The sequence below is a fragment of the Kribbella ginsengisoli genome (genome assembly GCF_039537185.1).
In the GTDB taxonomy this organism is placed as follows: domain Bacteria; phylum Actinomycetota; class Actinomycetes; order Propionibacteriales; family Kribbellaceae; genus Kribbella; species Kribbella koreensis.
Genome location: NZ_BAABAA010000015.1, coordinates 97,593 through 124,251, shown reverse-complemented (window position 1 = coordinate 124,251; position 26,659 = coordinate 97,593). Strand labels below are relative to the sequence as shown.

23 protein-coding genes are annotated in these 26,659 nt (G+C 68.2%); 13 read left to right on the top strand and 10 right to left on the bottom strand.

From position 1 onward, the window contains the following. The first annotated feature begins 277 nt into the window (after positions 1-277). The 3 genes from ABD768_RS36580 (at position 278) to ABD768_RS36570 (ending at position 4,246) form a co-directional block, all read left to right on the top strand. Positions 278-1,471 carry an ABC transporter permease gene (locus ABD768_RS36580; RefSeq protein ID WP_344848679.1) on the top strand — a complete coding sequence of 398 codons (1,194 nt, stop codon included), beginning with the start codon at positions 278-280 and terminating at the stop codon, positions 1,469-1,471. Positions 1,472-1,587: 116 nt separating this feature from the next. After that, positions 1,588-2,280: a response regulator transcription factor gene (locus tag ABD768_RS36575; protein ID WP_343983523.1), complete on the top strand. Its 693-nt coding sequence runs from the start codon at positions 1,588-1,590 to the stop codon at positions 2,278-2,280. A gap of 1 nt (position 2,281) precedes the next feature. Then, on the top strand, positions 2,282-4,246 hold the full coding sequence (locus ABD768_RS36570; RefSeq protein WP_344848624.1) for a sensor histidine kinase: 1,965 nt from the start codon (positions 2,282-2,284) through the stop codon (positions 4,244-4,246). Between the two features lie 113 nt (positions 4,247-4,359). Here the strand turns inward: ABD768_RS36570 and ABD768_RS36565 are convergent, their stop codons facing one another. Together ABD768_RS36565 and ABD768_RS36560 are read right to left on the bottom strand one after the other, a co-directional pair. Next, positions 4,360-5,448 (bottom strand): hemolysin family protein, encoded by a 1,089-nt coding sequence (locus tag ABD768_RS36565; protein WP_344848621.1) that lies wholly within the window; start codon positions 5,446-5,448, stop codon positions 4,360-4,362. Continuing rightward, a complete protein-coding gene (locus tag ABD768_RS36560) occupies positions 5,445-6,782 on the bottom strand; it encodes a hemolysin family protein (RefSeq protein ID WP_344848618.1) in 1,338 nt (445 codons plus the stop codon). Before ABD768_RS36560 ends, ABD768_RS36565 begins: the two co-directional genes overlap by 4 nt. 54 nt (positions 6,783-6,836) lie before the next feature. Between ABD768_RS36560 and ABD768_RS36555 the strand changes: the two genes are divergently transcribed. Continuing rightward, positions 6,837-7,649: a class I SAM-dependent methyltransferase gene (locus tag ABD768_RS36555; RefSeq protein ID WP_344848615.1), complete on the top strand. Its 813-nt coding sequence runs from the start codon at positions 6,837-6,839 to the stop codon at positions 7,647-7,649. On the opposite strand, the gene ABD768_RS36550 is transcribed toward ABD768_RS36555, so the two are convergent. Continuing rightward, a complete protein-coding gene (locus ABD768_RS36550) occupies positions 7,646-9,118 on the bottom strand; it encodes a M1 family metallopeptidase (RefSeq protein ID WP_344848612.1) in 1,473 nt (490 codons plus the stop codon). The two genes, ABD768_RS36555 and ABD768_RS36550, sit on opposite strands and share 4 nt — an antisense overlap. A gap of 65 nt (positions 9,119-9,183) precedes the next feature. After that, entirely contained in the window at positions 9,184-10,038 is an 855-nt protein-coding gene (locus ABD768_RS36545; RefSeq protein WP_344848609.1) for an SDR family NAD(P)-dependent oxidoreductase, read from the bottom strand. Between the two features lie 70 nt (positions 10,039-10,108). On the opposite strand from ABD768_RS36545, the gene ABD768_RS36540 reads away from it, so the two are divergent. After that, on the top strand, positions 10,109-11,011 hold the full coding sequence (locus tag ABD768_RS36540; protein WP_343983503.1) for a LysR family transcriptional regulator: 903 nt from the start codon (positions 10,109-10,111) through the stop codon (positions 11,009-11,011). 88 nt (positions 11,012-11,099) lie between these two features. On the opposite strand, the gene tatA is transcribed toward ABD768_RS36540, so the two are convergent. Beyond that, positions 11,100-11,300: a twin-arginine translocase TatA/TatE family subunit gene (tatA, locus tag ABD768_RS36535; protein WP_343983501.1), complete on the bottom strand. Its 201-nt coding sequence runs from the start codon at positions 11,298-11,300 to the stop codon at positions 11,100-11,102. Between the two features lie 62 nt (positions 11,301-11,362). Between tatA and ABD768_RS36530 the strand changes: the two genes are divergently transcribed. Together ABD768_RS36530 and ABD768_RS36525 are read left to right on the top strand one after the other, a co-directional pair. After that, positions 11,363-12,040 (top strand): TIGR03089 family protein, encoded by a 678-nt coding sequence (locus ABD768_RS36530; protein WP_343983499.1) that lies wholly within the window; start codon positions 11,363-11,365, stop codon positions 12,038-12,040. Next, positions 12,041-12,817, top strand: coding sequence for an SDR family NAD(P)-dependent oxidoreductase (locus tag ABD768_RS36525; protein ID WP_344848604.1), 777 nt, complete (start codon positions 12,041-12,043; stop codon positions 12,815-12,817). Here ABD768_RS36525 and ABD768_RS36520 read toward each other — a convergent pair. Together ABD768_RS36520 and ABD768_RS36515 are read right to left on the bottom strand one after the other, a co-directional pair. Then, entirely contained in the window at positions 12,811-13,611 is an 801-nt protein-coding gene (locus ABD768_RS36520; protein WP_344848601.1) for an alpha/beta fold hydrolase, read from the bottom strand. The genes ABD768_RS36525 and ABD768_RS36520 overlap by 7 nt on opposite strands. A gap of 53 nt (positions 13,612-13,664) precedes the next feature. Further along, positions 13,665-13,994, bottom strand: a complete 330-nt coding sequence (locus ABD768_RS36515; RefSeq protein WP_344848599.1) for a hypothetical protein — start codon at positions 13,992-13,994, stop codon at positions 13,665-13,667. Between the two features lie 412 nt (positions 13,995-14,406). Here ABD768_RS36515 and ABD768_RS36510 point away from each other — a divergent pair, with 412 nt between their 5' ends. Continuing rightward, positions 14,407-15,801 carry a bifunctional o-acetylhomoserine/o-acetylserine sulfhydrylase gene (locus ABD768_RS36510; RefSeq protein ID WP_425558469.1) on the top strand — a complete coding sequence of 465 codons (1,395 nt, stop codon included), beginning with the start codon at positions 14,407-14,409 and terminating at the stop codon, positions 15,799-15,801. A gap of 9 nt (positions 15,802-15,810) precedes the next feature. Beyond that, a complete protein-coding gene (gene metX, locus ABD768_RS36505) occupies positions 15,811-17,019 on the top strand; it encodes a homoserine O-acetyltransferase MetX (RefSeq protein WP_344848596.1) in 1,209 nt (402 codons plus the stop codon). On the opposite strand, the gene ABD768_RS36500 is transcribed toward metX, so the two are convergent. From ABD768_RS36500 to galE, 3 genes are all read right to left on the bottom strand, one after another. Continuing rightward, positions 16,972-20,130 carry an ATP-binding protein gene (locus ABD768_RS36500; protein WP_344848593.1) on the bottom strand — a complete coding sequence of 1,053 codons (3,159 nt, stop codon included), beginning with the start codon at positions 20,128-20,130 and terminating at the stop codon, positions 16,972-16,974. The genes metX and ABD768_RS36500 overlap by 48 nt on opposite strands. Positions 20,131-20,141: 11 nt before the next feature. Then, complete coding sequence (locus ABD768_RS36495) at positions 20,142-20,558, bottom strand: cyclic nucleotide-binding domain-containing protein (RefSeq protein WP_343983479.1); 417 nt, start codon at positions 20,556-20,558, stop codon at positions 20,142-20,144. A 173-nt stretch (positions 20,559-20,731) separates the two neighbouring features. Continuing rightward, the gene (gene galE / locus ABD768_RS36490) at positions 20,732-21,685 is read right to left on the bottom strand and encodes a UDP-glucose 4-epimerase GalE (RefSeq protein WP_343983476.1); all 954 of its coding nucleotides are present in this window, start codon (positions 21,683-21,685) and stop codon (positions 20,732-20,734) included. 132 nt (positions 21,686-21,817) lie between these two features. Here galE and ABD768_RS36485 point away from each other — a divergent pair, with 132 nt between their 5' ends. The 4 genes from ABD768_RS36485 to ABD768_RS36470 all read left to right on the top strand — a co-directional run bounded on the left by ABD768_RS36485 (position 21,818) and on the right by ABD768_RS36470 (position 26,522). After that, on the top strand, positions 21,818-22,555 hold the full coding sequence (locus tag ABD768_RS36485; protein WP_344848589.1) for a phosphocholine cytidylyltransferase family protein: 738 nt from the start codon (positions 21,818-21,820) through the stop codon (positions 22,553-22,555). A gap of 5 nt (positions 22,556-22,560) precedes the next feature. Further along, on the top strand, positions 22,561-23,637 hold the full coding sequence (locus ABD768_RS36480) for an iron-containing alcohol dehydrogenase family protein (protein WP_344848586.1): 1,077 nt from the start codon (positions 22,561-22,563) through the stop codon (positions 23,635-23,637). A gap of 90 nt (positions 23,638-23,727) precedes the next feature. Beyond that, on the top strand, positions 23,728-24,438 hold the full coding sequence (locus tag ABD768_RS36475; RefSeq protein WP_344848583.1) for a tyrosine-protein phosphatase: 711 nt from the start codon (positions 23,728-23,730) through the stop codon (positions 24,436-24,438). A 134-nt stretch (positions 24,439-24,572) separates the two neighbouring features. Continuing rightward, the gene (locus ABD768_RS36470) at positions 24,573-26,522 is read left to right on the top strand and encodes a glycosyl hydrolase family 8 (protein WP_344848580.1); all 1,950 of its coding nucleotides are present in this window, start codon (positions 24,573-24,575) and stop codon (positions 26,520-26,522) included. The last annotated feature ends 137 nt before the right edge of the window (positions 26,523-26,659 follow it).

The window sequence follows — 26,659 nt, the reverse complement described above, 5'->3', positions numbered from 1 at the left end:
CAAGCCACAGCCCCACCCGCCCGAGGCAACACCGAACCACCTACCCGAGGCGAGAGCAGAAGCAGCGTCGAGCCCTAGCCCAACATCCGCCGAGGACGGCGCCCGGCGGAGCTGGGCGGTGACGAGGGGGCTGGAGTCGACCGAAGGGCCGAACCACTCACCCGAGGTGAGGGCAGGGGCGGCGAGCGGCACCGGACAAGCCGCTGCCGAGGACGGCGCCCGGCTCCGCGGGCGGCGGCTGGGATCGCGTGCCGGCGCCGGTCAGTTGACTCAACCCGTGCGGTTGGCGGTTTCCGATCTTCTCTTGCTTGGGCTTACCCGGGTACGGACTCGGCCTTTGCGGGCCGCGTTGTCCGCGTTGGGGATTTCTATCGGGATTGCGACGATGATCGTGGTGACGGGGATTCCGGCGTCCAGTCAGCAGGCTGTGTTGGATGAGTTGTCGACGTTGGGGCCGGACCTTCTGCGGGCCGCGGCAGCGCCGAACGCCAACGACCCGAGCCAAACGGCCGGGTTCCCCAGTGAATCGGTGAGAATGGCGGCGCGGATCGGGCCGGTGCAGGAGGTCAGTGGGGTGGCCAATGTGCATGCGAGTGTGCGGCGGTCGGACAAGATCGACGGGACCACCGACAGCAGTGGGATCACCGTGCTGGCCGGGACACCCAACCTGCTCGACCTGCTCGGCGCAAAGGTTTACTCGGGCAAGTTTTTGTCTCAGGCAACCGACAAGTTCCCGACCGTCGTACTCGGCGCCAAAGCCGCCACCTGGCTCGGCATCACCGACCTGCCGGCCGGCCAGCCGGCGCCCCGGATCCTGCTCAACGACACCTGGTTCACCGTCATCGGCGTCCTCTCGACGTCACCGCTGGCACCAGACGTCGAGCAGTCCGTCCTGATCGGCTGGGACGCCGCCAAGACGACCCTCGGCTTCGACGGCCGACCATCCGTCGTCTACGTCCGCTCCACCGACACAGCAGTCGAGGACGTCCGCGCGGTACTCGGCCGCACCCTCAACCCCGAGCAACCCGGCACGGTCCAGGTCAGCCGCCCCTCAGAAGCTCTCGCCGCCAAGCGCATCACCCAGAACGCCTTCTCCACCCTCTTCCTCGGCCTGGCCGGCGTAGCGCTGCTGGTAGGCGGCATCGGCGTCGCCAACACCATGGTCATCTCCGTCCTGGAACGCCGCCGCGAGATCGGCCTCCGCCGCGCCCTCGGCGCCAACCGCCGGCAGATCCGCGGCCAGTTCCTCACCGAGTCCGTCGTCCTCTGCACGATCGGCGGCCTGATGGGCGCCATCCTCGGAGTCCTCGGAGTGATCGGGTACGCCGACGCGCAAGGCTGGCCCATCGTCATCCCACCCACAGCCGTGCTCGCCGGCCTGGCCGCGTCCATCACCGTAGGCGTCCTGGCCGGCGTCTACCCCGCGATCCGGGCATCGTTGCTCACCCCAACAGAAGCACTGGCCACCTGACCGCGGTGGTGGGGTGGGGTCAGCAATTGCAGAGCTTGACCATCAATTGTCAGGATGTTGTCCCGGCCGACCACACATCACCCGGAGCAACGACAACCCGACCTATAGTCGAAGCCATGTGTGCCCAGGTCGTGCTCGCCGAGGACGACGAGAAGCAGGCCGAGCTCGTCCGGCGCTACCTCGAACGCGAGAACCACGAAGTCACCGTCGTCCACGACGGCCGCTCCGCGCTCGAGGAGGTACGCCGCCGCCGGCCCGAGCTGCTCGTCCTCGACGTGATGCTCCCCGGTGTCGACGGCCTCGACGTCTGCCGGATCCTGCGCCGCGAGTCCGACATCCCCGTCCTGATGCTCACCGCCCGTACCGAAGAGGACGACATGCTCCTCGGCCTCGACCTCGGCGCCGACGACTACATGACCAAGCCCTTCAGCCCTCGCGAGCTGGCCGCCCGCGTGCGCACGCTACTCAGGCGAAGCAGCGGCAGACCAACAGCCGCCGAACCGGACAGCATGCTCCGGGTCGGCGGCGTCGCCGTCGACCCCGAACGCCACGAACTGTTTGCCGACGGCACCAAAATCACCTGTACCCCCGGAGAGTTCCGCCTGATCGCCACGATGGCCGCCCGCCCCCACCGTGTCTTCACCAGAGCCCAGCTCCTCGAGCAACTGCACGGCATCGACCAATACATCACCACTCGCACGATCGACACGCACGTGCTCAACCTGCGCAAGAAGATCGAGCCCGACCCCCGCAAACCGATCCGGCTGCTGACCGTCTACGGCGTCGGCTACAAGCTGACCGACGGGTGAAATGATCGCCCGGCGGAGCGTACTCGTCCGGCTGCTGGCCGGCGCCGTCCTGATCGCGCTCTGCTCGATCGCGGCGACCGCCTGGCTCGCGGCCCGCAGTACGACGGTCGCCATCCAGCAGCAACAGGGCCAGGCGCTCGCCGACGACGCCAAGATCTACAACACCCTGGTGGGGTTCGCCGCGACCCATCGCAGCTGGTCGGGCATCGGCAAGGAGATCTCCAGGCTCGCCTTCGACACCGGCCGGCAGATCAGTCTCACCACCCGCGACCGCCAACTCATCTCCGGCCAGCCGGTCCCGGCGACCCAGATCGCGTCAGCGGTCGTCTGGCCCCTCGACCTCAGTACCGGCCTGGGCGGTACGCCGACCGACGCCACCGGGCAGATCGATTCCCGGGTGGTCGGCCCGTTCAAGCTCTCCGACGCCGCGAAGTCCAGACTCGACGACGTGGCGACCAGGGTCCTCAGCTGCATCCAGAACTACTCGGGTGGGCTCGGCAAGATCACCTACGACCCGACCGGCCGGCCGCAGATCGAAGGGGGGACGCAGTACGCCGTGGACCAGTGCCCGTCGGCCGCGCTCGACGAGATCGACAGCCAGCAGGCCAAGGCATACTCGGACCTGCAGAGCCGGGTCAACGCCTGCCTCGCCAAACGCGGTCCGACCATGCCGATCAAACTGCAAGCCGACCTGAGTTGGACCCCGTACTTCGGTGTCACCACGAGCCAGCTGCAACCCGGCCCCACTACTAATCCCGCCGAAAGGCCGTCTGCCCGGCCGTCCGTCAAATCCTCCGCAGCGCCCCCACTGCCTGACCCCGCGGCCGTCGAAGCGTGTATGACCGTCTCGCGGCGTGCCCTGCTCACCCCGTACGTCGCTCCGCCCGCCCTCCTGTTCGTCAGCACCCACAGCGAGGCGTCGGCCGAGTTCGACCTGTCCCCCGCGAACCAGAAGCGCATCGCCGGCGTCGCCGCCGCGATCCTCGGTATCACCGTGCTGATCGCCGCCGTCGGCGGAATCCGTTTGGTACAACCGTTGCGAGCGCTCACCAAGGCCTCCCGCCGGATGACCAGCGGCGACGAGAACGTCCGCGTGAAGGTCCGGGGCGTCGACGAGATCGGCCAGCTCTCACTGGCGTTCAACGAACTGGCCGACGCCCGCGCCAAGACCGAATCGTTGCGCAGGGCAATGGTCAGCGACATCGCGCACGAACTGCGGACGCCGCTGAGCAACATTCGCGGCTGGCTGGAGGCCGTCGAGGACGGCGTGGCCCAGCCGGACGCGACCTTCATCGCCTCACTCAGCGAGGAGGCCGCGCTCCTGCAACACATCCTCGACGACCTCCGCGACCTCGCCACCGCCGACGCCGGCAACCTGCGCATCCACCCCGAGCGCGTCTACCTCGGCCTACTCCTCGACCAGGTCGCCGGTACGTTCCGCAGCCAGGCCGAACACGCCGACATCACGCTGTCCTCGTCAACCACCACCGACATCGAGCTCGAAGCCGACCCGGTCCGCCTCCGCCAAGCCGTAGGCAACCTGGTCGCCAACGCCCTCCGCTTCACCCCCGCAGGCGGCACCGTCCAAATCACCGGCCGCATCGAAGGCGACGTCACCAACCGCGACGTCGGCGGCGGCAGCGGTGTCAGCGGCAGCAGTGGTGTCGGCGGCAGCGGGGGCGGCAGCGGGGGCAGCGGCGGTGAGGTCGTCATCGACGTGACCGACACCGGCGCCGGTATCGCCGCCGAGGACCTCCCGAAGGTCTTCGACCGCTTCTGGCGCGCCGAACAATCCCGTAACCGCCACACCGGCGGCAGCGGCCTCGGCCTCCCGATCGTCCGCAGCCTGATCGAAGCCCACGGCGGCACAGCCACCGCCACCAGCACCCTCGACCAGGGCTCCACCTTCACCCTCCGCCTTCCCGTCCACGGTCCAGCCGCGGAGCGGATGACCGCCCCGAGCTAGCCACCCGCCGGATACCGAGCGGAAGCTTCGGGGAGGCTTTTCGCCAACACCCGGGGAGGGGTTTACCCCCGATCCGGGGCATTTCCCTCCCCTGGACCACCAGCAGGCCCGGGCTAGTCGGTTTGGGGTTGAGCGGGTGGTGTGGAGCGGCGGGAGGCGGTGATGATCGGGTCTGTTTCGTCGTCGAATTCGCCGATGACCTCTTCCAGGAGGTCTTCGAGGGCGACTACGCCGAGCGGCACGTCGCCTTCCTGGACGACGGCCAGTTGGGAGCGCTTCTCCCGCATCAGGCGGATTGCGGCAGCTACCGGTGTGGCGGCTGGGAGGCGGAGCGGCTCGGTCATCAGCTGGGAGGCTTGAAGGGTGGTGCCGCCTCGGGTGGTGGCTCGGGCGGCATCGCTGACGTGGACTATGCCGCAGACTGCGGTGGTACCGGGGGTTACGACGGCTAGACGGGAGTGACCTTCTCGGCGGCTGGTCAGTTCGACCTCTCGGGCACTGGCGGAGGCCGGAACGGTTGAGACCGCGGCGGTAGGGGTCATCACTTGGGCCACGGTGATGTTCTGCAGGGCCAGCATCGCGGTGAGGAGGTCGTGTTCGGGGGCCTCGAGGGTGCCGTGTTCGCGGGAGGACTCGATCAGGAGGCGCAGCTCGTCGGGGCCGTGGGCGTTGGCCAGCTCGTTCTGCGGGGTCACCTTCAGGACGCGGAGGCAGAGGTTTGCCATCCAGTTCAAGACGATCAGCAACGGACGTACGAGGTAGGTGAAGCCTCGGAATGGCAAAGCCAGCAGCAATGCGGAGCGCTCGGGGTCGCTGATTGCCCAGGACTTCGGCGCCATCTCGCCAAGGAGGACATGCAGCAGGCCGATCCCGCCGACGGCGATGAGCAGCGCGATGACGTGCCCGGCATCCTCAGGAATGCCGACCAGCTCGAACAGCGGATGCAGCAGGTCGGCCACCGCGGGCTCGGACAACGAGCCGAGTCCCAGCGTGCACAGCGTGATCCCCAGCTGAGCACCCGCGAGCATCAACGACAGCTCGCTCACTCCAGCGATCGCGGCCCGCGCGGCTCGCGAACCCGACGCGGCCGCCTGCTCCAGCCGATGACGCTTCGACGCGACCAGCGAGAACTCCGCCGACACGAAGAACCCGTTGAGGATCAGCAGCAGCAACGAGACCAGCAGCGCAACCGTGGTACTCATGAGAGACGCTCCAGTACGACGATGCCGGGCACGTGCCGGAGTACGGTCTGAACGCGAAGCCGCACCAACTCCAGCGGCACCGGCCGCCCGTCGTGGTCGAACCGCCGAGGCAGCTCCACCACCAACTCGTCGTCCACCACGGGAATCCGCCCGAGCCGGGCCATGATCAACCCCGACACCGTGTCGTAGTCCTCGTCCTCAGGCAGCTGGATCCCAACAGACTCCGCCACCTGATCGATCCGCCACCGGGCCGGCAACGTCCACGACCCGTCAGGGTTCGAGATCAGCTCGGGTTCCGGCAGGTCGTCCTCGTCGCGGATCTCGCCCACCAGCTCCTCGGCGATGTCCTCCAGCGTCAGCACCCCGGCGAACCCACCGAATTCGTCGACCACGATCGCAAGCTGCCGATGCGCGGTACGAAGGGCCTGCAGTACCGCGGGCAGCGGCAACGTGGACGGTACGACGACCGGCGGCGAGACCAGCGAGACCGCCGTGAACCGGGCCCGCTGAGCCGGCTCGATCTCCACCACATCACCGATCGCGATCACCCCGACCACCTCGTCGACCGAGTCGCCGATCACCGGGAACCGGCTGTGCCCGGTGTCGAGCAGCTCGACCACCCGGGTCAGCGGCTCGTCGCGGTGCACGGTGATCACGTCGACGCGCGGCGTCATCACCTCGTCGGCGTTGCGGTACCGGAAGTCGAGTCCGCGATCGAGCAGCCGCATCGTGTCCTCGTCCAGCAGGCCCTGCTCGTACGACGTCGCGATGATCCGGTCCAGGTCCTGGGCGGTGGCGCCTTGCGGCAGCTCCTCGACCGGCTCGATCCCGACCCGGCGCAGGATCCGGTTCGAGGTGGCGTCGAAGACGTGGATCAGCGGACCGGCGACGGTCAGGTAGATCAGCGTCGAGCGGGACAGCCGCAGCGCGATCGCCTCGGCCCGGGCGATCGCCAGGTTCTTCGGGGCCAGCTCGCCGAAGACCATCTGGATGATCGTTGCCAACAGCAACGCCAAGATGACGGAGATCGTGAGGCTGACGCCGGCCGGCAGGCCCGCAGTACCGAGCAGGTCCTCCAAGCCGGCGCCCAGGTAAGGCTGGGCGACGTAGCCGGCCAGCAGCGCGGTGACGGTGATGCCGACCTGCGCGCCGGACAGGACGAAGGACAACCGCGACGTCACCTTCAGCGCCCTGGCCGCGGCCGCGTTACCCCCGTCAGCCAGCCCTTGCAGCCGGTTCCGGTCCACTGCGACGTAGGAGAACTCCTGAGCCACGAAATAGCCGGTGGCAACGGTCAACGCCAGGATCAGCACCAGGCCGATCACGATCAACATGCAGTGACTTTAACCTGCGTAGCATGGTGCACCGGTGACGGAGGGAGGCTTCGGGTGAGCGAGCGACGTGCGGTTCAGCTCGGGCCGGCGCAGGAGACGATGCTGATCCCGCTCTACGGCCGCGCGGTCGAGGCGCGGAAGGAGCACCCACTGCTGCGTGATGCCAAGGCGGTCGAGATCGTCGAGTCGCTCGACTACGACTTCGCCAAGCTCGACGGCAACCGCGGGCTGACCGGCGCGGTGCTGCGCGGGATGATCTTCGACGGCTGGGTCTCGGAGTTCCTCCGGGCGAACCCGGCCGGGACGGTCGTCGAGATCGGGGCCGGGCTGAACACGCGGTTCGAGCGGCTCGACAACGGGACCTGCCACTGGGTCGAGCTGGATCTGTCCGACTCGATGGAGCTGCGCCGCCAGTTCTTCGAGCCGACCGATCGGCGGTCGATGGTCGCCGGATCCGTCACCGAGGCCGATTGGCTCGACGCCGTACGCGAGCATCCGGCGCCGTACTTCTTCGTCGCCGAGGCCGTCCTGCCTTATGTGCCCCGCGAAGGCTGCGAGGCCGCGATCGGTTTCATCCGCGATCAGTTCCCCGGCAGCCCGGTCGCCTTCGACACGGCCGGGGCCGGGATGGTCGAGCGGATCGACAACCACAACTCGGCCAAGCTGATGTCAGCCAGGTTCCTGTGGCCGTGCGACGACCCGAGCGAGCTGGAGTCGTGGGGGTTGCGACTGCTCGACAGCCGCACCATCGCCCAACTCCAGCCCGCCGTCCGGGCCGGCGTGCCTGCGGCCTTCCGGGATCGACTGGACGCGATCGGCCTGGCGCCACAGGTCGAGAGCTATCGCTTGAACCTCTTCACCACCTAGGCCGCGGCCTTCCAGTCCGGGTGGCCCGGCATCGCGGGAAGCTTGGTGCCGTACAGCCAGGACCGGAGGAACGGGCCGAGGTCCTGGTGTGCGACCTTCGATGCGGTGGCGATGAAGTCTTCGGTACTTGCGACGCTGTTCGCGTGGTCGCGGACCCAGGCGCGCTCGATCCGGTTGAACACCTTCGCCCCGACCTTCTGCTGCAGGGCGAAGAGCGTCAGCGCCCCGCCCTCGTAGGCCGCGTCCCCGTACGGGCGGATCGGTGCGCTGTCGCCCGGCCACCTGGCGGGATCGGGCTTGGCGATCGGGCCGTTCGCGAGCAGCTGGTTGCCGCGTTCGACGTACGAATGGCGCATCGACTCGCTCTGGCTCTGGCGACCGCGGGCGGCGGTCCAGACGTCCTCGTAGAAGACCGCGTGCCCCTCGTTGAGCCACAGGTCCGACCAGGTCTTCGGTGAGACCGAGTTGCCGAACCACTCGTGTGAGACCTCGTGCAGGACGACGCCGTCCACGCCGTTCTGCTCGAACCCCTCCTTGGTCATGTGGTCGGCCGGCATCAAGGTGAGGCCTTGCGTCTCGAGTTCGCCGCCGACCGGTGCGATGTACGAGCCGGCGCGGACGCCGGGGAACCGGCCGAGGCGTTGCTCCATGAATCGGATCGACTGGTCGAAGGACTTCAGTTGGGGCTTGATCGCTGCGAGTTGCGCGGTCGGTACGGCGTACCGGAGATCCATGCCGTGCGGGCCTGGCGCTTGGACGACGGTGAACGGGCCGACGCCGATCTGGAGCAGCTCGGTGGCGATCCTGCGGTCCTCGCGGAAGACGCGGGTCGCCGTGGTTCTGGTTCTGGTGGTCTTCAGAAGCTTGCCGTTGGCAATGGAATTGAGGCGGGCGGGTGCGGTGATGGTGATCGTGGCGGGAGCTTTCTGGGCCGGGTGGTCGCTGATCGCGAGCATCCGGCGCGCGCCGGACGGCTGGTTGATCGCCTGGATCCAGTCGCCGTAGTGGATCAGGCCGGGCGGGAAGACGAGCTTCGGATCCGTCACCCCGGGGACGTTGCTCCTGACGTCGACCTTGACGGTGAACGGCGCGTTCTTGCGCAGCGCGCGTTCGGGGGTGATGACCAGTTCCCCTTGTGGGGTTGCCTTCCAGCTTGCCCTGAGGCCATTCACTCGTACTGCGGTGACCTCCGGGCCCAGCAGGTCGAGGTCGAACCGGCTGAGCCCTTGGGTCGCTCGGGCACTGAGAGTCGTACTGGCCGTGTAGCTGGTCAACTTGTCGTTGAAGGTGAAGGCCAGCTTCTGATCGACCACGTCGTAGCCGCCGTTGCCCAGCTCCGGCCAGACCTTGTCGCCGATCCCTGCCGTACCCGGTTCGGCCGGCGCGGCAAAGGCTGACGGGACCGTGAGTCCCGCGGCAAGACTGCTCAGGGCAAGTGTGGTCGCCAGTACGCGACGTGGATTCTTCATACCCCTGAAGCTATTCGGGGCCGGCTGCCCAGGCATCGCTCTCCGGGTGGGACCTCAGCTCATCCTCAGGTCGTAGTCATCCCGCCGAGCCACGGCAGGACCTTGCCGTCGCGGATGAGTTCGCCGTACGTCGATGGGTCGACGTGGTCGGTGAGGAGGAGGTCGAGGATCGGTTCGGCCGCTTCCTCGGGGGTGCGCGCCTGGCTGAAATCGTCGAACCACGGGCGGGACGCGCGGGTGTCGACCAGACCGGGACAGACCGAGGCGATCAGGGTGCCGTCGGCAAGATCTTCGGTACGCCGGGTCGCGGCGACCGCCCGGACCGCGGCCACCTGGGCGACCTTGGAGGGGATGTTGATCCACTCCGGCCAGCCGTTCTCGGCCGCAGTACCGGCATGGATGGTCTGGCGCCAGTCCTCGACAGTCTGCTCGATCTCGTCCAGGGTGTGACCGTCTTCGAAGAGGGGCTGGACCTTGGCGTCCAGTTGGTCGAGGGTGCCGAGTGAGCTCGCGACGACGATCAGGCGGCCGGCTGGACGTAGTACCGGGGCGAAAGAACGCAGGACAGCGTCGGTACCACCGTTGGCGACGGCGATGAACTCGTCGGCCTGTTCAGCTTGCGTACGGTCGGGAGTGAGCGGGCCGATGGCGTTGGAGATGACGAGGTCCACCCCGCCGTACCGGGCCTGCAGGTCAGCGGCCAGGTCGGCGACCGCGGCCGCGTCGGTGACGTCGAGGACCCGGCCCTCCACTTGCGCCGTACCGTCGACTCGCGCGACCGCGGCGGCGACGCGTTCCGGGTTGCGGCCGGTGAGCAGGACCAGGTCGGCGGCATCGAGGCGGGCTGCCAGTCCCTGCACCAACGCGAAGCCGATCCCTTGATTGGCCCCGGTGACCAGGGCGATTCTCTGCGGTCTCATGTCGCCAGGCTAGGAACGCTCCGAACATGACTCAAACGAGAAATCGGCACAGGTAGTATGCGTAAACGTCATGGACTTCTCCGATGTCTCGCTGGTCGCGCTGCGGGTCTTCCGCGAGGTCGCCGAGCGCGGGACCTTCACGGCGGCGGCGGCCGCGCTCGGCTACACGCAGTCGGCCGTCTCGCGCCAGATCGCGTCGATCGAACGGGCCGCGGGGACGCGTCTGCTCGAGCGGCGGCGCGAAGGCGTCCAGCTGACGCCGGCCGGCCGGCTCGTGCTGCGGAACGCGGCGGGCGTACTCGACCAGATCGACGCGACCGCCCGTGATCTGGCCGGGATGCCGGTCGAGGGCGGGACGGTGCGGGTGGGGTGGTTCCCGAGCGCCGGGGCGATGTTGTTGCCATCGGCAATCGCTGCTCTACGGCGCTCACATCCGGGGATCAACCTGGTCTCCCGGGAGGGGACGACACCTGCTCTGGTGCGATCGCTCCGCGCGGGAACTGTGGACCTGGCGCTGCTGGCGGCGGCGCCACCCTTCCGCCCGCCGGACAGCGAGACGCCGGCCCTCGAGCTGGAGACGCTCGCGGAGCGCCCGCTGCGTGTCGCAGTACCGGCGAATCATCCATTGGCCGCTGCCGACTCAGTGGACGTCGCAGACCTCCGTGGCCAGCGCTGGATAGCCGGCCCTTCGTCCGATCTGATGGGCGTCTGGCCAGGCCTGGACGAGCGGCCCGAGATCGCCCACACAGCCCGCGACTGGCTCGCCAAACTCCACCTGGTGGCCGCCGGCGCAGGCATCACCACCATCTCCGCCTCGCTGGAAGCCGTCGCCCCACCCGGCGTCCGGATCCTGACCGTCGAGGGCGGCCCCCAGGAACTGCGCCGAATCCTCCTGGCCCACTTGCCTGGCCCGCTCCCGGACCACGTCACCGCAGCGGCCAACGCCCTCCGCGCCGCATCCCGACAGCCGTAGCGAACCTCACCCGGGCTGGCACCCCGGCGCTCCGACCGGCGACGGCACCGCGTTGCACCACCTGGCCGAGGCGACTCGGGTGCTGCGGTCAGAGCTGTGGCTTTTGTTCGTCCGTGGTCTGGGGTTTGTCCTGCGGCTCCGGTTTCTCGGAGATCTTGCGGAACTCGACCAGGGCCTTGCCGACGTTGCGGGTCAGGTCGGGGAGTTTGTTCGCGCCGAAGACGAGCACGACGATGACGAGCAGCACGATCCACTCGCCGCCCTCGGGCAGCGCCAGCAGTGAAGCCATGACGATCCTTCTTTCCAGGTGTCCCCCACCACGGTACTTCGGGCCGAACGTAGGGTTGTCGCGTGACCCTTCCTGAGCTGTTCGGCGCCGCGGTACGACGGGACGGCGCCAACCCGTTCCTCACCTATTACGACGACGTCACCGGCGAGCGGATCGAGCTCAGCGCGGTCACCACCGCGAACTGGGTGGCGAAGACGGCCAACCTGCTCGCCGACGAGTACGACCTGGAAGCGGGCGAGACTGTCGCGATCGGGCTGCCGCCGCACTGGCTCGGGGTCGTCTGGGCGCTGTCGACCTGGTCGGTCGGCGCCGCCGTCACCACCGGCGTCGGCACGCTCGCCATCACCGGGCCCGACTTCGCGATCCGCGGGTCGCGCGAGACGGTGGCGTCGGCGCTGCTCCCGCTGGGTGGACGGTTCCGGGAGCCTTTGCCGGCGGGGATCCACGATTACGGGGCCGAGGTCTACAACCATCCGGACCTCTTCGTGCCTTTCGATCCGCCGCGCGGTGGGAGTACGGCGTACGACGAGTTGACCCACGACGAACTGATCGCCGCGGCGGAACCCATCTCCGACCGCGTACTCACCACGACCTCCCTCGTCGCGCCGGCCGGCATCGGGACGCTGATCGGCGTGATCGCCGGCGGCGGCTCGATCGTGCTCTGCCGCAACCTCGACGCCGCCAAGCTCGACCGGCGGATCTCGGACGAGAAGGTCGACCGCGTACTGGAGGGGTTCTAGATGTTGCGTTTCGAGGGGAAGGTCGCGCTTGTCACGGCGGGGGCGCAGGGGATCGGCGAGGCGGTCGCGCGGCGGATCGCGGCTGAGGGTGGCTCCGTGGTGGTCACCGATCTCCAGGAGGACAGGATCAAGGCGCTCGCTGCGGAGCTGGGTGACGCGCTCGCCGTCCGTCTTGATGTGACCGTGCGGGACGAGGTCGACGCGGCCGTTGCGGCGGCTGTCGAGCGGTTCGGGCGGCTCGACGTACTGGTCAACAATGCGGGCGGTTGCATCGTCAGTACGGTCCCCGAGGACACGAGCGATTCGGAGTGGCACCGGCAGCTCGACCTCACGCTGGTCGGCGCGGCGCGCTGCATCCAGGCGTCGCTGCCGCACCTCGTGCAGACGCGCGGCAACGTCGTGACGATCAGCTCGGTGAACGGGCTCGCCGCCTTCGGCAACCTCGAGTACGCCGCCGCGAAGGCCGGCCAGATCGCCATGACCCAGAACTTCGCCGCCCGCTACGGCGGCATGGGCGTCCGCTTCAACGTCGTCGCCCCCGGCACCATCAACACCCCGAACTGGGACAACCAGCCGGACACCCTGGAGAAGTTCAAGGCTCTCTACCCGCTTGGCCGGGTGGGCCGACCCGAGGACATCGCCGCCGCCGTAGCCTTCCTGGCCTCCGACGACGCCTCCTGGATCACCGGCCACACCCTCCCGGTAGAAGGCGGCGTCCTCACCGGCCCCGGCCTACTGGACCTGACCCCCACCGGGCCCTTCCGCAAGGACTACTGATCTCTTAGCCAGCCGTAGATCTCCTCATACGTCGCCGGCCCGGGCAGATGCCCGCCCTCGAACACATGCCCCTGTATGCCGGGAATGTGCTTGAGGAGGTACTCGGCGTCCGACGACGGCACGTTGGTGTCGCTCGTCCCACGCCACAACCCCACCGGCACCCTGATATCCGACAGCTCGAATCCCCACGGCCGCGCGAGCGCGAAACTGTCGTCAACCCACCCGTCCATCCCCTCGACGAAGGTCGCCCGCAACCGCGCCATCGCGTCCGGATCATCCCGCGCCGCCCCCTCCCCACCAGGCAACTCGGGCCCACCCTCCTCGACCAACCCCATGATCTCCGCGGCCACCGCAGCAACCTGCGCCCGCAGCTCCGCCTCCCCAGGCACAGCCTTCGTCGAATCCGCCGGCTTGACGCCCGAGATCACCACACAAGAACTGACCCGATCCCCCATCAACGCCGCACAAGCCAACGCATGCGGCGCCCCACCTGAGCCCCCGCTCACCGCAAACCGCTCCCACCCCTGAGCATCCACCAACGCCCGCACATCCTCCACCGCGTCGGCGACGGTCCGCCCCGGCCGCCGCGTAGACCCGCCATACCCAGGCCGGTCATAAACCAAGTACCTGAACCCACTCCCGCGCATCGACTCAGCCAACGCCGGCCACTTCCACCGACTACTAGGCACCCCGTTCTGCGACACCACCGGATACCCGCCGTCCGGCCCATAAATGCAGTACCGAAGCACCGCCCCATCCGACCGAACCACCTCAAACGTCTCCGCATCAGCCACACCCCATCCAACCCCACCCCAGGCCCAACAGCCGCTCCGAACGAGCGTCGTGTCTAGATTCTGGGCGGCCAGGTGAGGGCGGCGAGCCAGGCGAGGGTTGCGCGGTATGCGAGCCTCAGTTCGGCGACGGTCGGCTCCTCGGTGAGCCGTGGTTCCATGCTCTCGAACTCGGTGCGGACGGCCGGTGACAGCGCGTCCCGGAGACGGAGCCGGGCCTGTTCCAGCAGCAGTCCGGCGCGGCGGCGGGCCGGCGCGCCGAGGTCTTCGCGGCCGAGTTCGCGTCCCACATCGATCAGCATCTCGAACAGCCGGCTGAACAGCACCGGGTCGATCACGTCGGACGCCCTCGGCGATCGCCGGGTTCGCTCGGCCGCTGTCGCCATCGTTCCTCCCGCGGTGGGCATTTTCGAGGTCAGAACGGCAGCACGCGCCCGGACGGCGTGCGCAGATCCAGCCTCGTGGGACGCCGCGGCCGCTGTGGGCGCTGGATCCTCACCTGAGTGCGTTTCATGACCTGCTCCTCTCCGCTCCGCGGCTCAGGCGTTGCCTCATCCGCTCGATGCTGCTCAGCCTGCCGACTCGGAGCTGCCCGGGGGCAGGTACAGAAGTCCCCACTTCCCGGGACTGAAGGTTGCTCAGCATGTGGACGATTACCGGGGGTCAATGTCTAGTGACGTTATCGTCTTTCGTACGAGGGCGGTCCGTCAGCGGCGGCCCGGGGAGCCAGGAGCTGCTATGAGCGAGTGTTGTTGCCGCCAGCGCCTGTTGTGAGCTGAAAACCCTTACCCACAAGGCGTGCCGATCGTTCCGCAGAGAAAAGAGGCGGAGTCGATGGGCTGCGCCGTCGTACCCGAGAACAGGACCGTCATGAGCCAGAACACCCCCAGCTGGTCTTTCGAGACCCGGCAGATCCACGCCGGCCAGACGTCCGACGCGACGACCAACGCGCGGGCGCTGCCGATCTACCAGACCACGTCGTACACCTTCGACAGCACCGATCACGCCGCGAGCCTGTTCGGGCTGCAGGAGTTCGGCAACATCTACACCCGGATCCAGAACCCGACCCAGGACGCCGTCGAGCAGCGGATCGCCAGCCTGGAAGGCGGTACGGCAGCGCTCCTGGTGAGCTCCGGCCAGGCCGCGACCTCGCTTGCGCTGCTCAACGTCGCCGAGGCGGGCGATCACGTGGTCAGCAGCCCGAGCCTGTACGGAGGCACGTACAACCTCTTCCACTACACGTTCCCCAAGCTCGGCATCGAGGTCAGCTTCGTCGAGGACCCGAGCGACCTGGAGTCGTGGAAGGCCGCGATCAAGCCGAACACGAAGGCGTTCTTCGGCGAGACGATCGCCAATCCGAAGAGCGAGATCTTCGACATCGAGGGCATCGCGGGCGTCGCGCACGAGTTCGGCGTACCGCTGATCGTCGACAACACCGTCGCCACCCCGTACGTGCTGCGCCCGCTGGAGCACGGCGCCGACGTCGTCGTGCACTCGGCGACGAAGTACCTGGGCGGGCACGGTACGGCGATCGCCGGCGTCATCGTCGACTCCGGCAAGTTCGACTACGCGCAGAACCCGGAGCGGTTCCCCGGCTTCAACCAGCCCGACGACAGCTACCACGGGCTCACCTACGCGACCGCGCTCGGCGTCGGCTCGGACCTCGGCAACCTCGCGTACATCCTCAAGGCGCGGGTCCAGTGGCTGCGTGACCTCGGTACTGCGGTGTCGCCGTTCAACGCGTTCCTCATCGCCCAGGGCCTGGAAACCCTGTCGCTGCGGATCGAGCGTCACCTCGACAACGCACTCAAGGTCGCCCAGTGGCTCGAAGCGCGCGACGAGGTCGACAGCGTCGCCTATGCCAGCCTTCCCTCCAGCCAGTACTACGAGCTGGCGCAGAAATACACACCCCGCGGAGCCGGCGCCGTCGTCGCGTTCGAGATCAAGGGTGGCGTCGACGCAGGCAAGCGATTCGTCGACGCGTTGCAGCTGCACAGCCATGTGGCCAACATCGGCGACGTCCGCTCACTCGTCATCCACCCCGCGTCGACGACGCACAGCCAGCTCTCCGCCGAGGACCAGCTCGCCTCCGGCGTGACGCCCGGCCTGGTCCGGCTCGCCGTCGGCCTCGAACACATCGACGACATCCTCGCCGACCTAGAGGTCGGCTTCGCCGCGGCCAAGTCGGTCTGAGCACCCCCGATGACTCAGGATCGCCCGCCTGCCTCACCCGTCGATGCCCGGGGGCGGGACATCGATGACGAGGTTTTCCACGTACCAGGTCAGGTGGCCGGTACGTGGAGGGCGGGCGATCCTGACCGAGTTGGGGGCGGTTGGCGGCCGGGGGATCCGGTGGCCGGGCGGCAGTTCGCGAAGATCGGTGACTTGAGGCTGGAGTCCGGAGAAGAGCTGCCCGGAGTAGTGGTTGCTTATGAGACCTGGGGCCGGCTGAACGCGGCCCGGGACAATGCCGTCCTGATCTGTCATGCCCTGACCGGGGACGCACATGTGGTCGGCCCGGCCGGCCCGGGGCAACTGACCCCGGGCTGGTGGGACGGCTTGATCGGCACCGGCCGGTACGTCGATCCCGCCGACTGGTACGTCGTCGCCGCGAACGTATTGGGTGGTTGCCAGGGCACCACCGGCCCGTCGTCGACGGCACCCGATGGCAACCACTGGGGCAGCCGATTCCCCGCCATCACGATCAGAGACCAGGTAGCAGCCGAAGCAGCCCTCGCCACCCAGCTCACCATCGACAGGTGGGCAGCAGTGATCGGCGGCTCGATGGGCGGCATGCGCGCCCTCGAATGGCCACTCCTCCACCCCCAAAGAGTCGACACAGCAATCGTCCTGGCCTCGACCGGCTACGCATCAGCCGAGCAGATCGCCTGGTGCTCACCCCAACTCGCCGCGATCGAGTCAGACCCCGCCTGGAACCAAGGCGACTACTACGACACCAGCAAAGCACCCACCACCGGCCTGGGCATCGCGAGAAGAATCGCCCACGTCACCTACCGCAGCGAGTACGAGCTGGCCACCCGCTTCGGCCGCAACCCGCAAGGCGACGGCCGGTTCGCCATCGAGTCCTATCTCGACCATCACGCCGGCAAGCTGGCCAGACGATTCGACCCCGGCTCCTACGTGACACTCACCCGAGCAATGAACACCCACGACATCGGCCGCGATCGCGGCGGACTCACAAACGCTCTACAGGGCTTGGAATCCCGCCTAGTAGTAGCCGCAGTCGACTCAGACCGCCTCTACCCGAGCAGACTCTCCACAGAGCTCATCGACGCACGCATCGACGCCGGCCCACTCCACCTGATCAAGTCCCCGTACGGCCACGACGGCTTCCTGATCGAGCTAGACCAGGTCGGCGCTCTGATCGCGGAGACGCTCAACAGCCGCTAGCGCGTACTTCTCCTCCAGCAGGTTCCCAAAGGTCCGCCAGTCCGCCGCGACCTTTCCAAACCCCGCGATCGCCGCACCGGTATCACCCCGGTACTCCGCCAGCAGCGCGGCCGCCGTCGCCAGCGAATACTCCCGCATCGGCAACAACGGCACAATCAACCCTGCAACCCGCTCGGCCAGCTCAGGCAGATCCACAGCCAACCCAGCCCGCACAAAGGTCGGCAACCGGGCAGCAAATTCATGGCTCCCAGTCAGCACTTCCAACCCAAGCAACCGCTCCAGAACTTCCTGTACTCCGGCCCGATCCCCATCAGCAGCCCGAGCCGTGGCCGCCGGCGCCCCACCGATCGCCTGGAAGTCCGGCCAATCGGTCTCGATCCCCAACCGATAAGCCTCTTCTGCCGAGGCACGTGCCCCGGCGACACCCAGCTCGAGCTCAGCACGGGAGAGCGCAGCGAGCACCTCGATCCGCCGCAACGTGATGAAGGCCGGCCCCGGATCATCCAGTTGCGCACGGCAAGCAGCGATGACCTCCTCGGTCTGCCCCAGCTCCATCATCAGCTCGAGCACCGTGCAACTGAGCTGCTGCCGCAACTCCGCCAGCCGTCGCCGCTGAGTGAACTCCTCGGTCTCCTTCAGCGTCTCCAGCGCCGCCCGCGGCCCTTCGATCTGCCAGACCACGAACCCGTAGTTCAGCCAGGTCACCGCCGCGTCGCGAGCCTTCCCCTGGTCGAGCAGCGCACTCAACGCGTCCTTCATGTCGACGACACCGCCGGTATCACCGTTGCCGACCCGCGACAGCCCGCGCGCCTCCAACGCCCGCTGCGGTACGCCGTACCCCAACTCCTCAGCCATCCGCAGCGACCGATTGGCCGCCGCGATCGCCTCGTTGCGCCGACTGGCAACCGTCAGAATGACCGCCTGCCCCGCCAGCGCACCGACCAGATCCTCACTCGGCCCCAGGCTCTCGAAGATCGACACCACCCGGTCGATCGTCGCCAGGCTCTCTTCCATACTGCTCATCGCGTACGTCGACGCCCGCAGCGCCCGAGCCACGCCGACAAGGTCGCCAACGGCATCGAACCCGGCAACAGCCGACCGGTACGCCGCCAGCGCATCGTCCAGCCGCCCGGTCAAGAACGCCGCCCAACCCCACCGAGCCAGCACCTCAGGCCGGTCGGGATCGCCCTCCGGCGTCAACCCCAGCGCCTGGTCGAGCAGCTCCATCGCCTCAGTCGCATCCAGGTTCATCGCCTGCTCGGCCGCCCGTCGCAGATACCCGCGCGCACGAGGCGCCAGCTGCTCCACCAGCTCGAGATCCCCAACGGCATCGGCGAGCTGCAACGCGGTACCAAGGTGATGAGCGATGACACTGGTCGTATCGCCTTGCCCAGCACTGCATTGCGACTCGAGCCAGTCCGCAGCTGCAACATGCCTGGCCGACCGAGCTGCTCGCGGCACCTGGCTGTACGCGACATCGCGAGTCAGCGAATGCCAGAAGCTGTACTCCCGCTGCCCCTCCAACGACGACTGCCGGATCGGCCGGACCAACTCCTTGCGCGCCAGCTCCTGCAGTTCCTGTACTACGTCCGCCGGCTCGCGATCCACGAGCGCCGCAACGGCCTCGGCCCAGAAGACGCGACCGATCACCGCCGCGTTCGCCAGCAGCGCCTTGCGATCCGGCTCGAGCGTGTCCAGCCGAGCGGCGATGATCGAGGTGATCCCGGACGGTAGCGCGACCGAACCGGGACCCAGCTCGTTGACCATCCGCGCGAGTTCCTCGGCGTACAAGGGGTTCCCGTCAGCGCGGCCGACCAGATCGGCTCTGGTCCGCGGCGGGAGTCGGTCGCCGGTCAGGAGCTCGCCGAAGAGCTGGTCGGTCTCGGAGCCGGACAGTGGCGCGAGGCCGATCATCCAGGCGTTCTGCTGACCACGAGTCCAGTGCGCGCCACGTTCGAGGAGTTCAGGGCGGGCGGTGATGACGACGAGGAGTGGCAGTTCCTTCACCCACTCGACGAGGTGGTCGACGAACGCCAGCAGTGCGTCGCGGGCCCAGTGCAGGTCTTCCAGCACCAGCACGGTCGGGTACGACTCGGCGAAGCTCTCCAGCAGCTCCCGCCAGGCTGCGAACGACTCCTCCTGCGCTACCGCAACCGGTTTGCCGTCGGCCTCGGCGCCGACGAGCGGGCGCACCCGGGCCCGCAACCAGGAACGGTCGGCCTCGGGCAGGATCTCTTCGAGCTTCTCGGCGGCCCGGGCGGGCGGGTCGCTTTCGCGGATACCGGCCTGGGCCTTGACGATCTCCGCGATCGGCCAGAACGGGCCTTCGCCGTACGGGAGGCAGCGGCCTTCGCGCCAGATGATCATGTCGTCGAGCTTGTCCAGCTCCGCGCCGAGCTCGGCGACCAGGCGGGACTTGCCGATGCCCGGTTCGCCCAGCAAGGTGACGAACTGGGGCGACCGCTCGGCGACGGCCTTGTCGAACGCCATCCGGAGCAGGGAGAGATCGCGTTGCCGGCCGACCATCGGCGTGGTGAGGTCGCGGATCACATCGGCGCCGACGCGGGCGCGGGCTTCGCCGGCCTGCCAGCGTTGCAGTGGACGGCGAATCCCTTTGGCTGCAACGGGTTCCAGGGGTTCGTACTCGAAGACCCGGCTGGTTGCCGCGTACGTCGCAGCGCCGACGACGACCGCGCCGATCGGGGCAGACGTCTGCAACCTGGCGGCCGTGTTGACCACCAGACCGGTCACGAACGGCTCGCCCAGCTCCGGCCTGGCGTTGATCTCCACCAGCGCCTCGCCGGTCTCGATGCCGATCCGGACCTGAAGGGTGCCCCCGGCAAGCTCGTCGAGGATCGCCAGGCCGGCCCGGACCGCCCGCTCGGCGTCGTCCTCGCGGGACAGCGGCGCCCCGAAGACGGCCAGGATCGCGTCGCCGGCGAACTTCTCGACCGTACCGCCGAACCGCTCGACCGTGGTCTTGAGGGTTCGCTGGTACGGCGTCAGCCAGCGCCGGACGTCTTCCGGATCAGCCGCCTCGGCCGCGGCGGTGAACCCGACCAGGTCGCAGAACAGCACCGAGACGACCTTGCGCTCCTCCGCCGGCGGCATGAGGCGCTTGGTCAGCCCTGCTCGAGCAAGCGGACGCGCGCGGCCAGTGCCTTGAGCAGCGCCTCGGCGACGTCCGCGTTCTCCCGGACGACCGGCGCGAAGGCCAGCGAGGACAGCGCGAAGGTGGTCAGCCCGTCCGGACCGGCCACCACGGTCGCCGACCGCGGCTTCCCGTCGACCAGGGAGATCTCACCGAAGTAGTCACCCGGGCCGAGCGGCGCGCGGTCCACCCCGTTGACCGAGACCTCGGCGGAGCCCTCCAGGACGACCTGCAGGCCGGCGTCGTCGCTGCCCTGCTCGGTCGCGTGGGCGCCCGGGTTGATGGACAGCGTGGAGCCGCGGCTGATCAGGTCGGACAGGGTCTCCTTGGACAGCCCCGCGAAGAGGTCGACCTTCGCCAGGAAACTCGGCAGGCTCTCGTGACTCATGGACCGCACCCCTCGATCGGTGTCCGCCAGTCGGACAACAGTGGAACTGCGGCACAGGCTACAACCGCGAAGGACCGCCCGACCATGATTTCCTGGCCGGGCGCTTCGAGCCCGCTGCGGCACGCTCAGCGGGGGTCGATCGGCGGGGTCGATCGGCGGGGGGTCGATCGGCGTCAGGGCTTCGGCCAGGCTTCCCAGGCGGTGGCGAACATCTGGTCGACGGTGTAGGTGTTCTTCCAGCCCAGGTCGCGGGCGGCCAGCTCGCCCGAGGCGACCACGCGGGAGGGGTCGCCGGGGCGGCGGGGGCCTTCGGTCGGGGTGAAGTCGATGCCGGTCACCCGGCGCGCCGCGTCCATGATCTGGCGTACGGAGGTACCGGTGCCGCTGCCGAGGTTGTAGACGGGCTCGAGGGTCTTGCCGTCGTCGAGGATCCGCGCGGCGGCGACATGCGCCCGGGCCAGATCGGCGACGTGCACGTAGTCCTTGACCGAGGTGCCGTCCGGGGTCGGGTGGTCGGTGCCGTAGATCTGCGGGACCTTGCCCTGGGTGAGCAGGTTGCAGACGATCGGGAACAGGTTGTACGGGCTGGCGTCGTAGACCTTGGGGTCGCCGGAGCCGACCACGTTGAAGTAGCGCAGCGCGGTGTGGTTGAGGGTGACGGCCTTGGCCTGGTCCTTGAGCAGCCACTCTCCGATCAGCTTCGATTCGCCGTACGGGCTCTGCGGGTCCGGAGCGGTCGCCTCGGTCACCACCTCGTCCTTCGGCGTGCCGTAGACGCCCGCGCTGGAGGAGAAGACGATGTTGCCGACGCCCTGCTCGGCCATCGCCTCGAGCAGGCTGACCATGGCGGTCACGTTCTGCGTGTAGGTGTGCATCGGGCGCTCGACCGAGACGCCGGCGTACTTGAAACCGCCGAGGTGGACGACGCCGCTGACTCCTTCGAGCGCGCGCCGGGTGGCGTCGCCGTCGAGCAGGCTGGCGTGCGTGAACGGTACGCCGTCGAGCAGGAACTCAGCCTTGCCGCTGGACAGGTCGTCGATCACCGCGACGTCGATCCCGTCCGCCCTGAAGGCGCGCACGACGTGCGATCCGATGTATCCGGCCCCGCCAGTCACCAGCCATGTCATATCCCGATGCTCCCATCCGCTGCGTGGTCTTCTCAGTGTCATTTAACCACACAAACACCCACGTTTAAACATAATCGATCATCTGTGGATGAAGCAGTCTCGTTTGCGGTGGGACCCGCCTAGGATGCGCGGATGATCGGACTCGTCCTTGCCGCCGGTACCGGCCGCCGCCTGCGCCCGTACACGGACACGTTGCCCAAGGCACTCGTCCCGATCTCGCCGGAGACGACGGTGCTGGACCTGACGCTGGCCAACTACGCGGCGGTCGGGATCACGGACGTGGCGATCGTGGTGGGGTATGCGGCGGCGGCCATCGAGTCGCGGGTTGCCGGGTTCGAGGAGCGGTACGGCGTACAGCTCGAGCTGGTCTTCAACGACAAGGCTGAGACGTGGAACAACGCGTACTCGTTGTGGTGTGCGCGGGACCTGCTTTCCAGTGGCGTGATGCTGGCGAACGGGGACACCGTGCATCCCGTGTCGGTGCAGCAGGCGTTGCTCTCCGCTCGCGGTGGGGATCGCTCGATCATTCTCGCGCTGGACACCGAGAAGTCGCTGGCCGACGAGGAGATGAAGGTGATCTGCTCGGCGTCAGGTGGGGTCGAGCAGATCACCAAGCTGATGGATCCTGCTTCGGCGACCGGTGAGTACATCGGGGTGACGTTGCTCGAGCCGTCGGCTGCGGTTGTGCTGGCGGACGCGTTGAAGGCGACCTGGGAGCGGGATCCGAACCTGTATTACGAGGACGGGTACCAGCTGCTGGTCGATCAGGGGCATCGGATCGACGTCGCGGGGATCGGGACGGTCGACTGGGTCGAGATCGACAATCATGACGATCTGGCGAAGGCTCGGCGCATTCTCGGGTTCGGCTAGCGTTCATGCCTTTGCTCGCGCGGATGATTCCGGCGCCCTTGGTGGTCGACGTACGGCGCGGGGCGCTGGCTGAGCTCGGGGCGATCCTGGCCGACCAGCGGATCTCGACGTCGGGGCGGGTCGCCATCGCGGTCGGGTCGACGTACGGGCCGATCGTGCAGTCGACCTTCCGGGACGGGCTGGCGGGGGCCGACTGGTTCACCGTTGACGGCGGGACGATCAACACGGCGATCAAGCTGGTCGAGCAGATCCGGCGGGAGCGGTACGACGCTGTCGTCGGGATCGGCGGCGGGACGGTGCTTGACGTCACCAAGTTCGCGGCGGCGCGGCTCGGGCTGCCGATGGTTGCCGTGGCCACCAATCTCGCGCATGACGGGATCGCGTCGCCGATCAGCACCTTGGACAACGACGCCGGGCGCGGTTCGTACGGCGTACCGGCACCGCTGGCCGTCCTGGTCGATCTCGACCTGATCGCTGCCGCGCCGGTGCGGTCGGTGCGCTCGGGGATCGGCGAGATCGTCTCGAACCTGTCGGCGATCGCCGATTGGCAGGCCGCGCATGCGTTGCGGGGCGAGGAGATCGACGGGCTGGCGATCTCGCTGGCTCGCACCGCGGCCGAGGCGGTGATGAACCATCCTGGTTCCGTCTCCGGCGATGCCTTTCTGGCCGTACTGGCCGAGGGTCTGATCCTGTCGGGGATCTCCATGGTCGTGGCGGGGACCTCGCGGCCGTCGTCGGGGGCGTGCCATGAGATCTCGCATGCCATCGACCTGCTGCATCCCTCGCGGCGTGCGTTTCATGGCGAGCAGGTCGGGGTCGGGGCGGCCTTCGCCTGGTTCTTGCGCGGGGACTCATCAGCCTTCGACGCAACCGTCCACTGCCTGCACCGCCACGGCCTGCCGGTACGCCCGTCGGACCTCGGCTTCACTCTGGAGGAGTTCGAGGCCGTGGTCGGCTACGCACCCCAAACCCGCCCCGGCCGCTTCACCGTCCTCGAAGAATCCGCATTGACCCCATCCCGGATCACGGCGAAAGTAAACGCGTTCGACACCCGAATCACCGCCGTCCTGGAGTCCCGGTGATCACCGCCGGTTGGGAGTCCCCGTGACGATCGCCCGCCACGCTTCGGAGGAGCCCATGACCGCCGCCCGCATCGTCGCCCCGGAGGACCTGTGACCGTCGATCGCCACCTCGACTGGCCGAACTGCCACAACGCCCGGGACCTCGGTGGACTGCCCACGGCGGATGGCGGGTCGATCCGGGCCGGCGCCTTGATCCGCACCGACAGCCTGCAGCACTTGACCGACGAGGGGGTCGCGGCGGTTCGGAGTACCGGCGTGAGCCGCATCATCGACCTGCGCTCCGCGGGCGAGATCTCCACCTTCCCCACGTCCTTCACCAACGACCCGATCACCCTCCACATCCCGGTCCAGGACCCGGCCGACCCCCACGACCACACCACCATCGTCGGCGCCTGCACCGAAATGCTCGACCTCCACCCCGACAGCTTCGCCATGGCCCTCCGCGCCATCACCGAAGCCCCCGAAGGCCCAGTGGTCGTCCACTGCTACGGCGGCAAAGACCGCACCGGCGTCCTGGTAGCCCTCGCCCTCATCATCGCCGGCGTCCCCGAGGACGAAATCGTCGCCGACTACGCCCTCACCAAAACCCGCCTGGCCGCCATGCTCGCCGAACAACTGGCCGCCGAACCCGACGAGTCCCTCCACCCCCAGATGATCGAGTACCGAGACACCCGCCCCGAATCCCTCACCGCCATCCTCCGCCACCTCGACACCACCTACGGCGGCCCGCTCCCGTACCTGGAACAAGCCGGCCTGACCCCGGCCGACCTCAGCGCCCTCCGCGCCCGCCTCACCGAATAGCCCCGCGGCGAACTCGATCTGCGCCGAGGTCTTGCACTCGGCGGGGTGGGGATTTACCTTCAGCTAATCGTTAGGAAGGTTTCCTAACGATCGAGCACTTGCAGGTCCTTTCCCCCACCGCCCGGAGGACGCTGATGTCGTATCTGACTCGAGGGTTGACTGCTGCCGCGGTCGCCACCTCACTTCTCTTCGCCATACCCATGGTGGCCAGCTCGGCGTCGACCGATGCAGTGGCCGCTGACACCTTGCTCTCGCAGGGAAAGCCCGCCACCGCGTCGTCGGTCGAGGGCACCGGATTCGAGGCCTCGAAGGCCGTCGACGGTAGCGCCAGTTCTCGCTGGGCCAGCGTCGAGGGCCACGATCCCGAGTGGATCCGGGTCGACCTCGGCGCCACCGCGACCATCTCGCGGGTCAAGTTGAGCTGGGAGGCCGCGTACGGGAAGTCGTACAAGATCCAGACCTCGGCCGACGGCTCGACGGGCTGGACCGACGTCTTCTCGACCACGACCGGCAACGGCGCGACCGACGACCTGACGCTGTCGGGTAGCGGCCGGTACGTTCGCGTCTACGGCACTGCGCGCGGTACGGCGTACGGATACTCGCTCTTCGAGTTCGAGGTGTACGGCTCGATCGGTGGCGGTGGTGGCGACACGACACCGCCCAGTACGCCGACCGGCCTCGCCGCGACCGGCACCACCTCGAGCAGCGTTTCCCTTGCCTGGAACGCATCCACGGACAACGTCGGCGTCACCGGGTACGTCATCTCCCGCAACGGCACGGAGGTCGCGACCGTCCCCGGTACCACCTACACCGACACCGGTCGTACCGCCTCGACCTCCTACACGTACACGGTCAAGGCACGCGACGCGGCCGGCAACACCTCCGGGGCGAGTAACACGGTCACCGCGACCACGCAGGCCGGTGGTGGCGGCGGACCGGCCGTTCCGTTCGGCAGTCACACGATCCCCTACGCGGCTGGGATGCTGACGCCGTCGGGCAGCCAGTCGGCGCTCGACCAGAAGGTGATCGACTACTACACCCAGTGGAAGTCGGCGTTCGTCAAGCAGAACTGCGGCAACGGCTGGTACCAGATCATCTCCCCCGACGCCGATCACCCGTACGTCGCTGAGGCGCAGGGCTACGGCATGGTCATCACCGCGACCATGGCCGGCGCCGACCCGGCCGCGAAGACGATCTTCGACGGCTTGGTCAAGTACATGCTCGCCCACCCCTCGGTGAACAACGCCGACCTGCTGGCCGCCGAGCAGGACACCTCGTGCAAGAGCGTCAACGGCTCCGACAGCGCGACCGACGGCGACATGGACGTCGCCTACGGCCTGCTGCTGGCCGACCGGCAATGGGGCAGCGCCGGGACGTACAACTACAAGCAGCTCGCGATCAAGCACATCAACGCGATCAAGGCGAGCGAGATCAACCCGAACACCAACCTGCTCACCTTCGGCGACTGGAGCACCTCGGGCGACTCGACGTACAACATGTCCCGTACGTCGGACTGGATGATCGACCACTTCCGCGCCTTCCGGGCCGCCACCGGCAACTCGGTCTGGGACACCATCCGCACCAAGCACCAGACCGTCACCGCCAACCTGCAATCGGGGTATGCCCCGAACACCGGCCTACTCCCCGACTTCGTGATCAACACCAACACCACCCCGAAGCCGGCCGCCGGCCAGGTCCTCGAAGACCCGAACGACGGCCAGTTCTGGTGGAACGCCTGCCGCGACCCATGGCGCATCGGCGCCGACGCCGTCACCAGCGGCGACAGCGCTTCGTTGGCCGCCGCCCGCAAGCTCAACACCTGGATCAAGTCCAAGACCGGCGGCAACGCCAACAGCATCGCCACCGGCTACAAGCTGAACGGCACCGCGATCGACACCAGCAGTGACGCCGCCTTCTTCGCCCCCTTCGCCGTCACCGCCATGACCGACTCTGGTAGCCAGGCCTGGCTCGACGCCATCTGGAACAAGATGCTGGCGACCCCGATCGCCACCAACAGCTACTACGCCGCAAGCATCCAACTCCAGGTGATGATCACCGTCACCCACAACCACTGGGTCCCGTAACCCCTACCTGGTACGCCGGAGCGCCCGCCGACTCGTTCGGTGGGCGCTCCGTCGCATGTACCCGCTGCCTGCGACAGCCGGCCCTCACGCCTTCGCCCCACCACGCGGACGGCCACCCCTCCCCGGCCCCGGGCTTG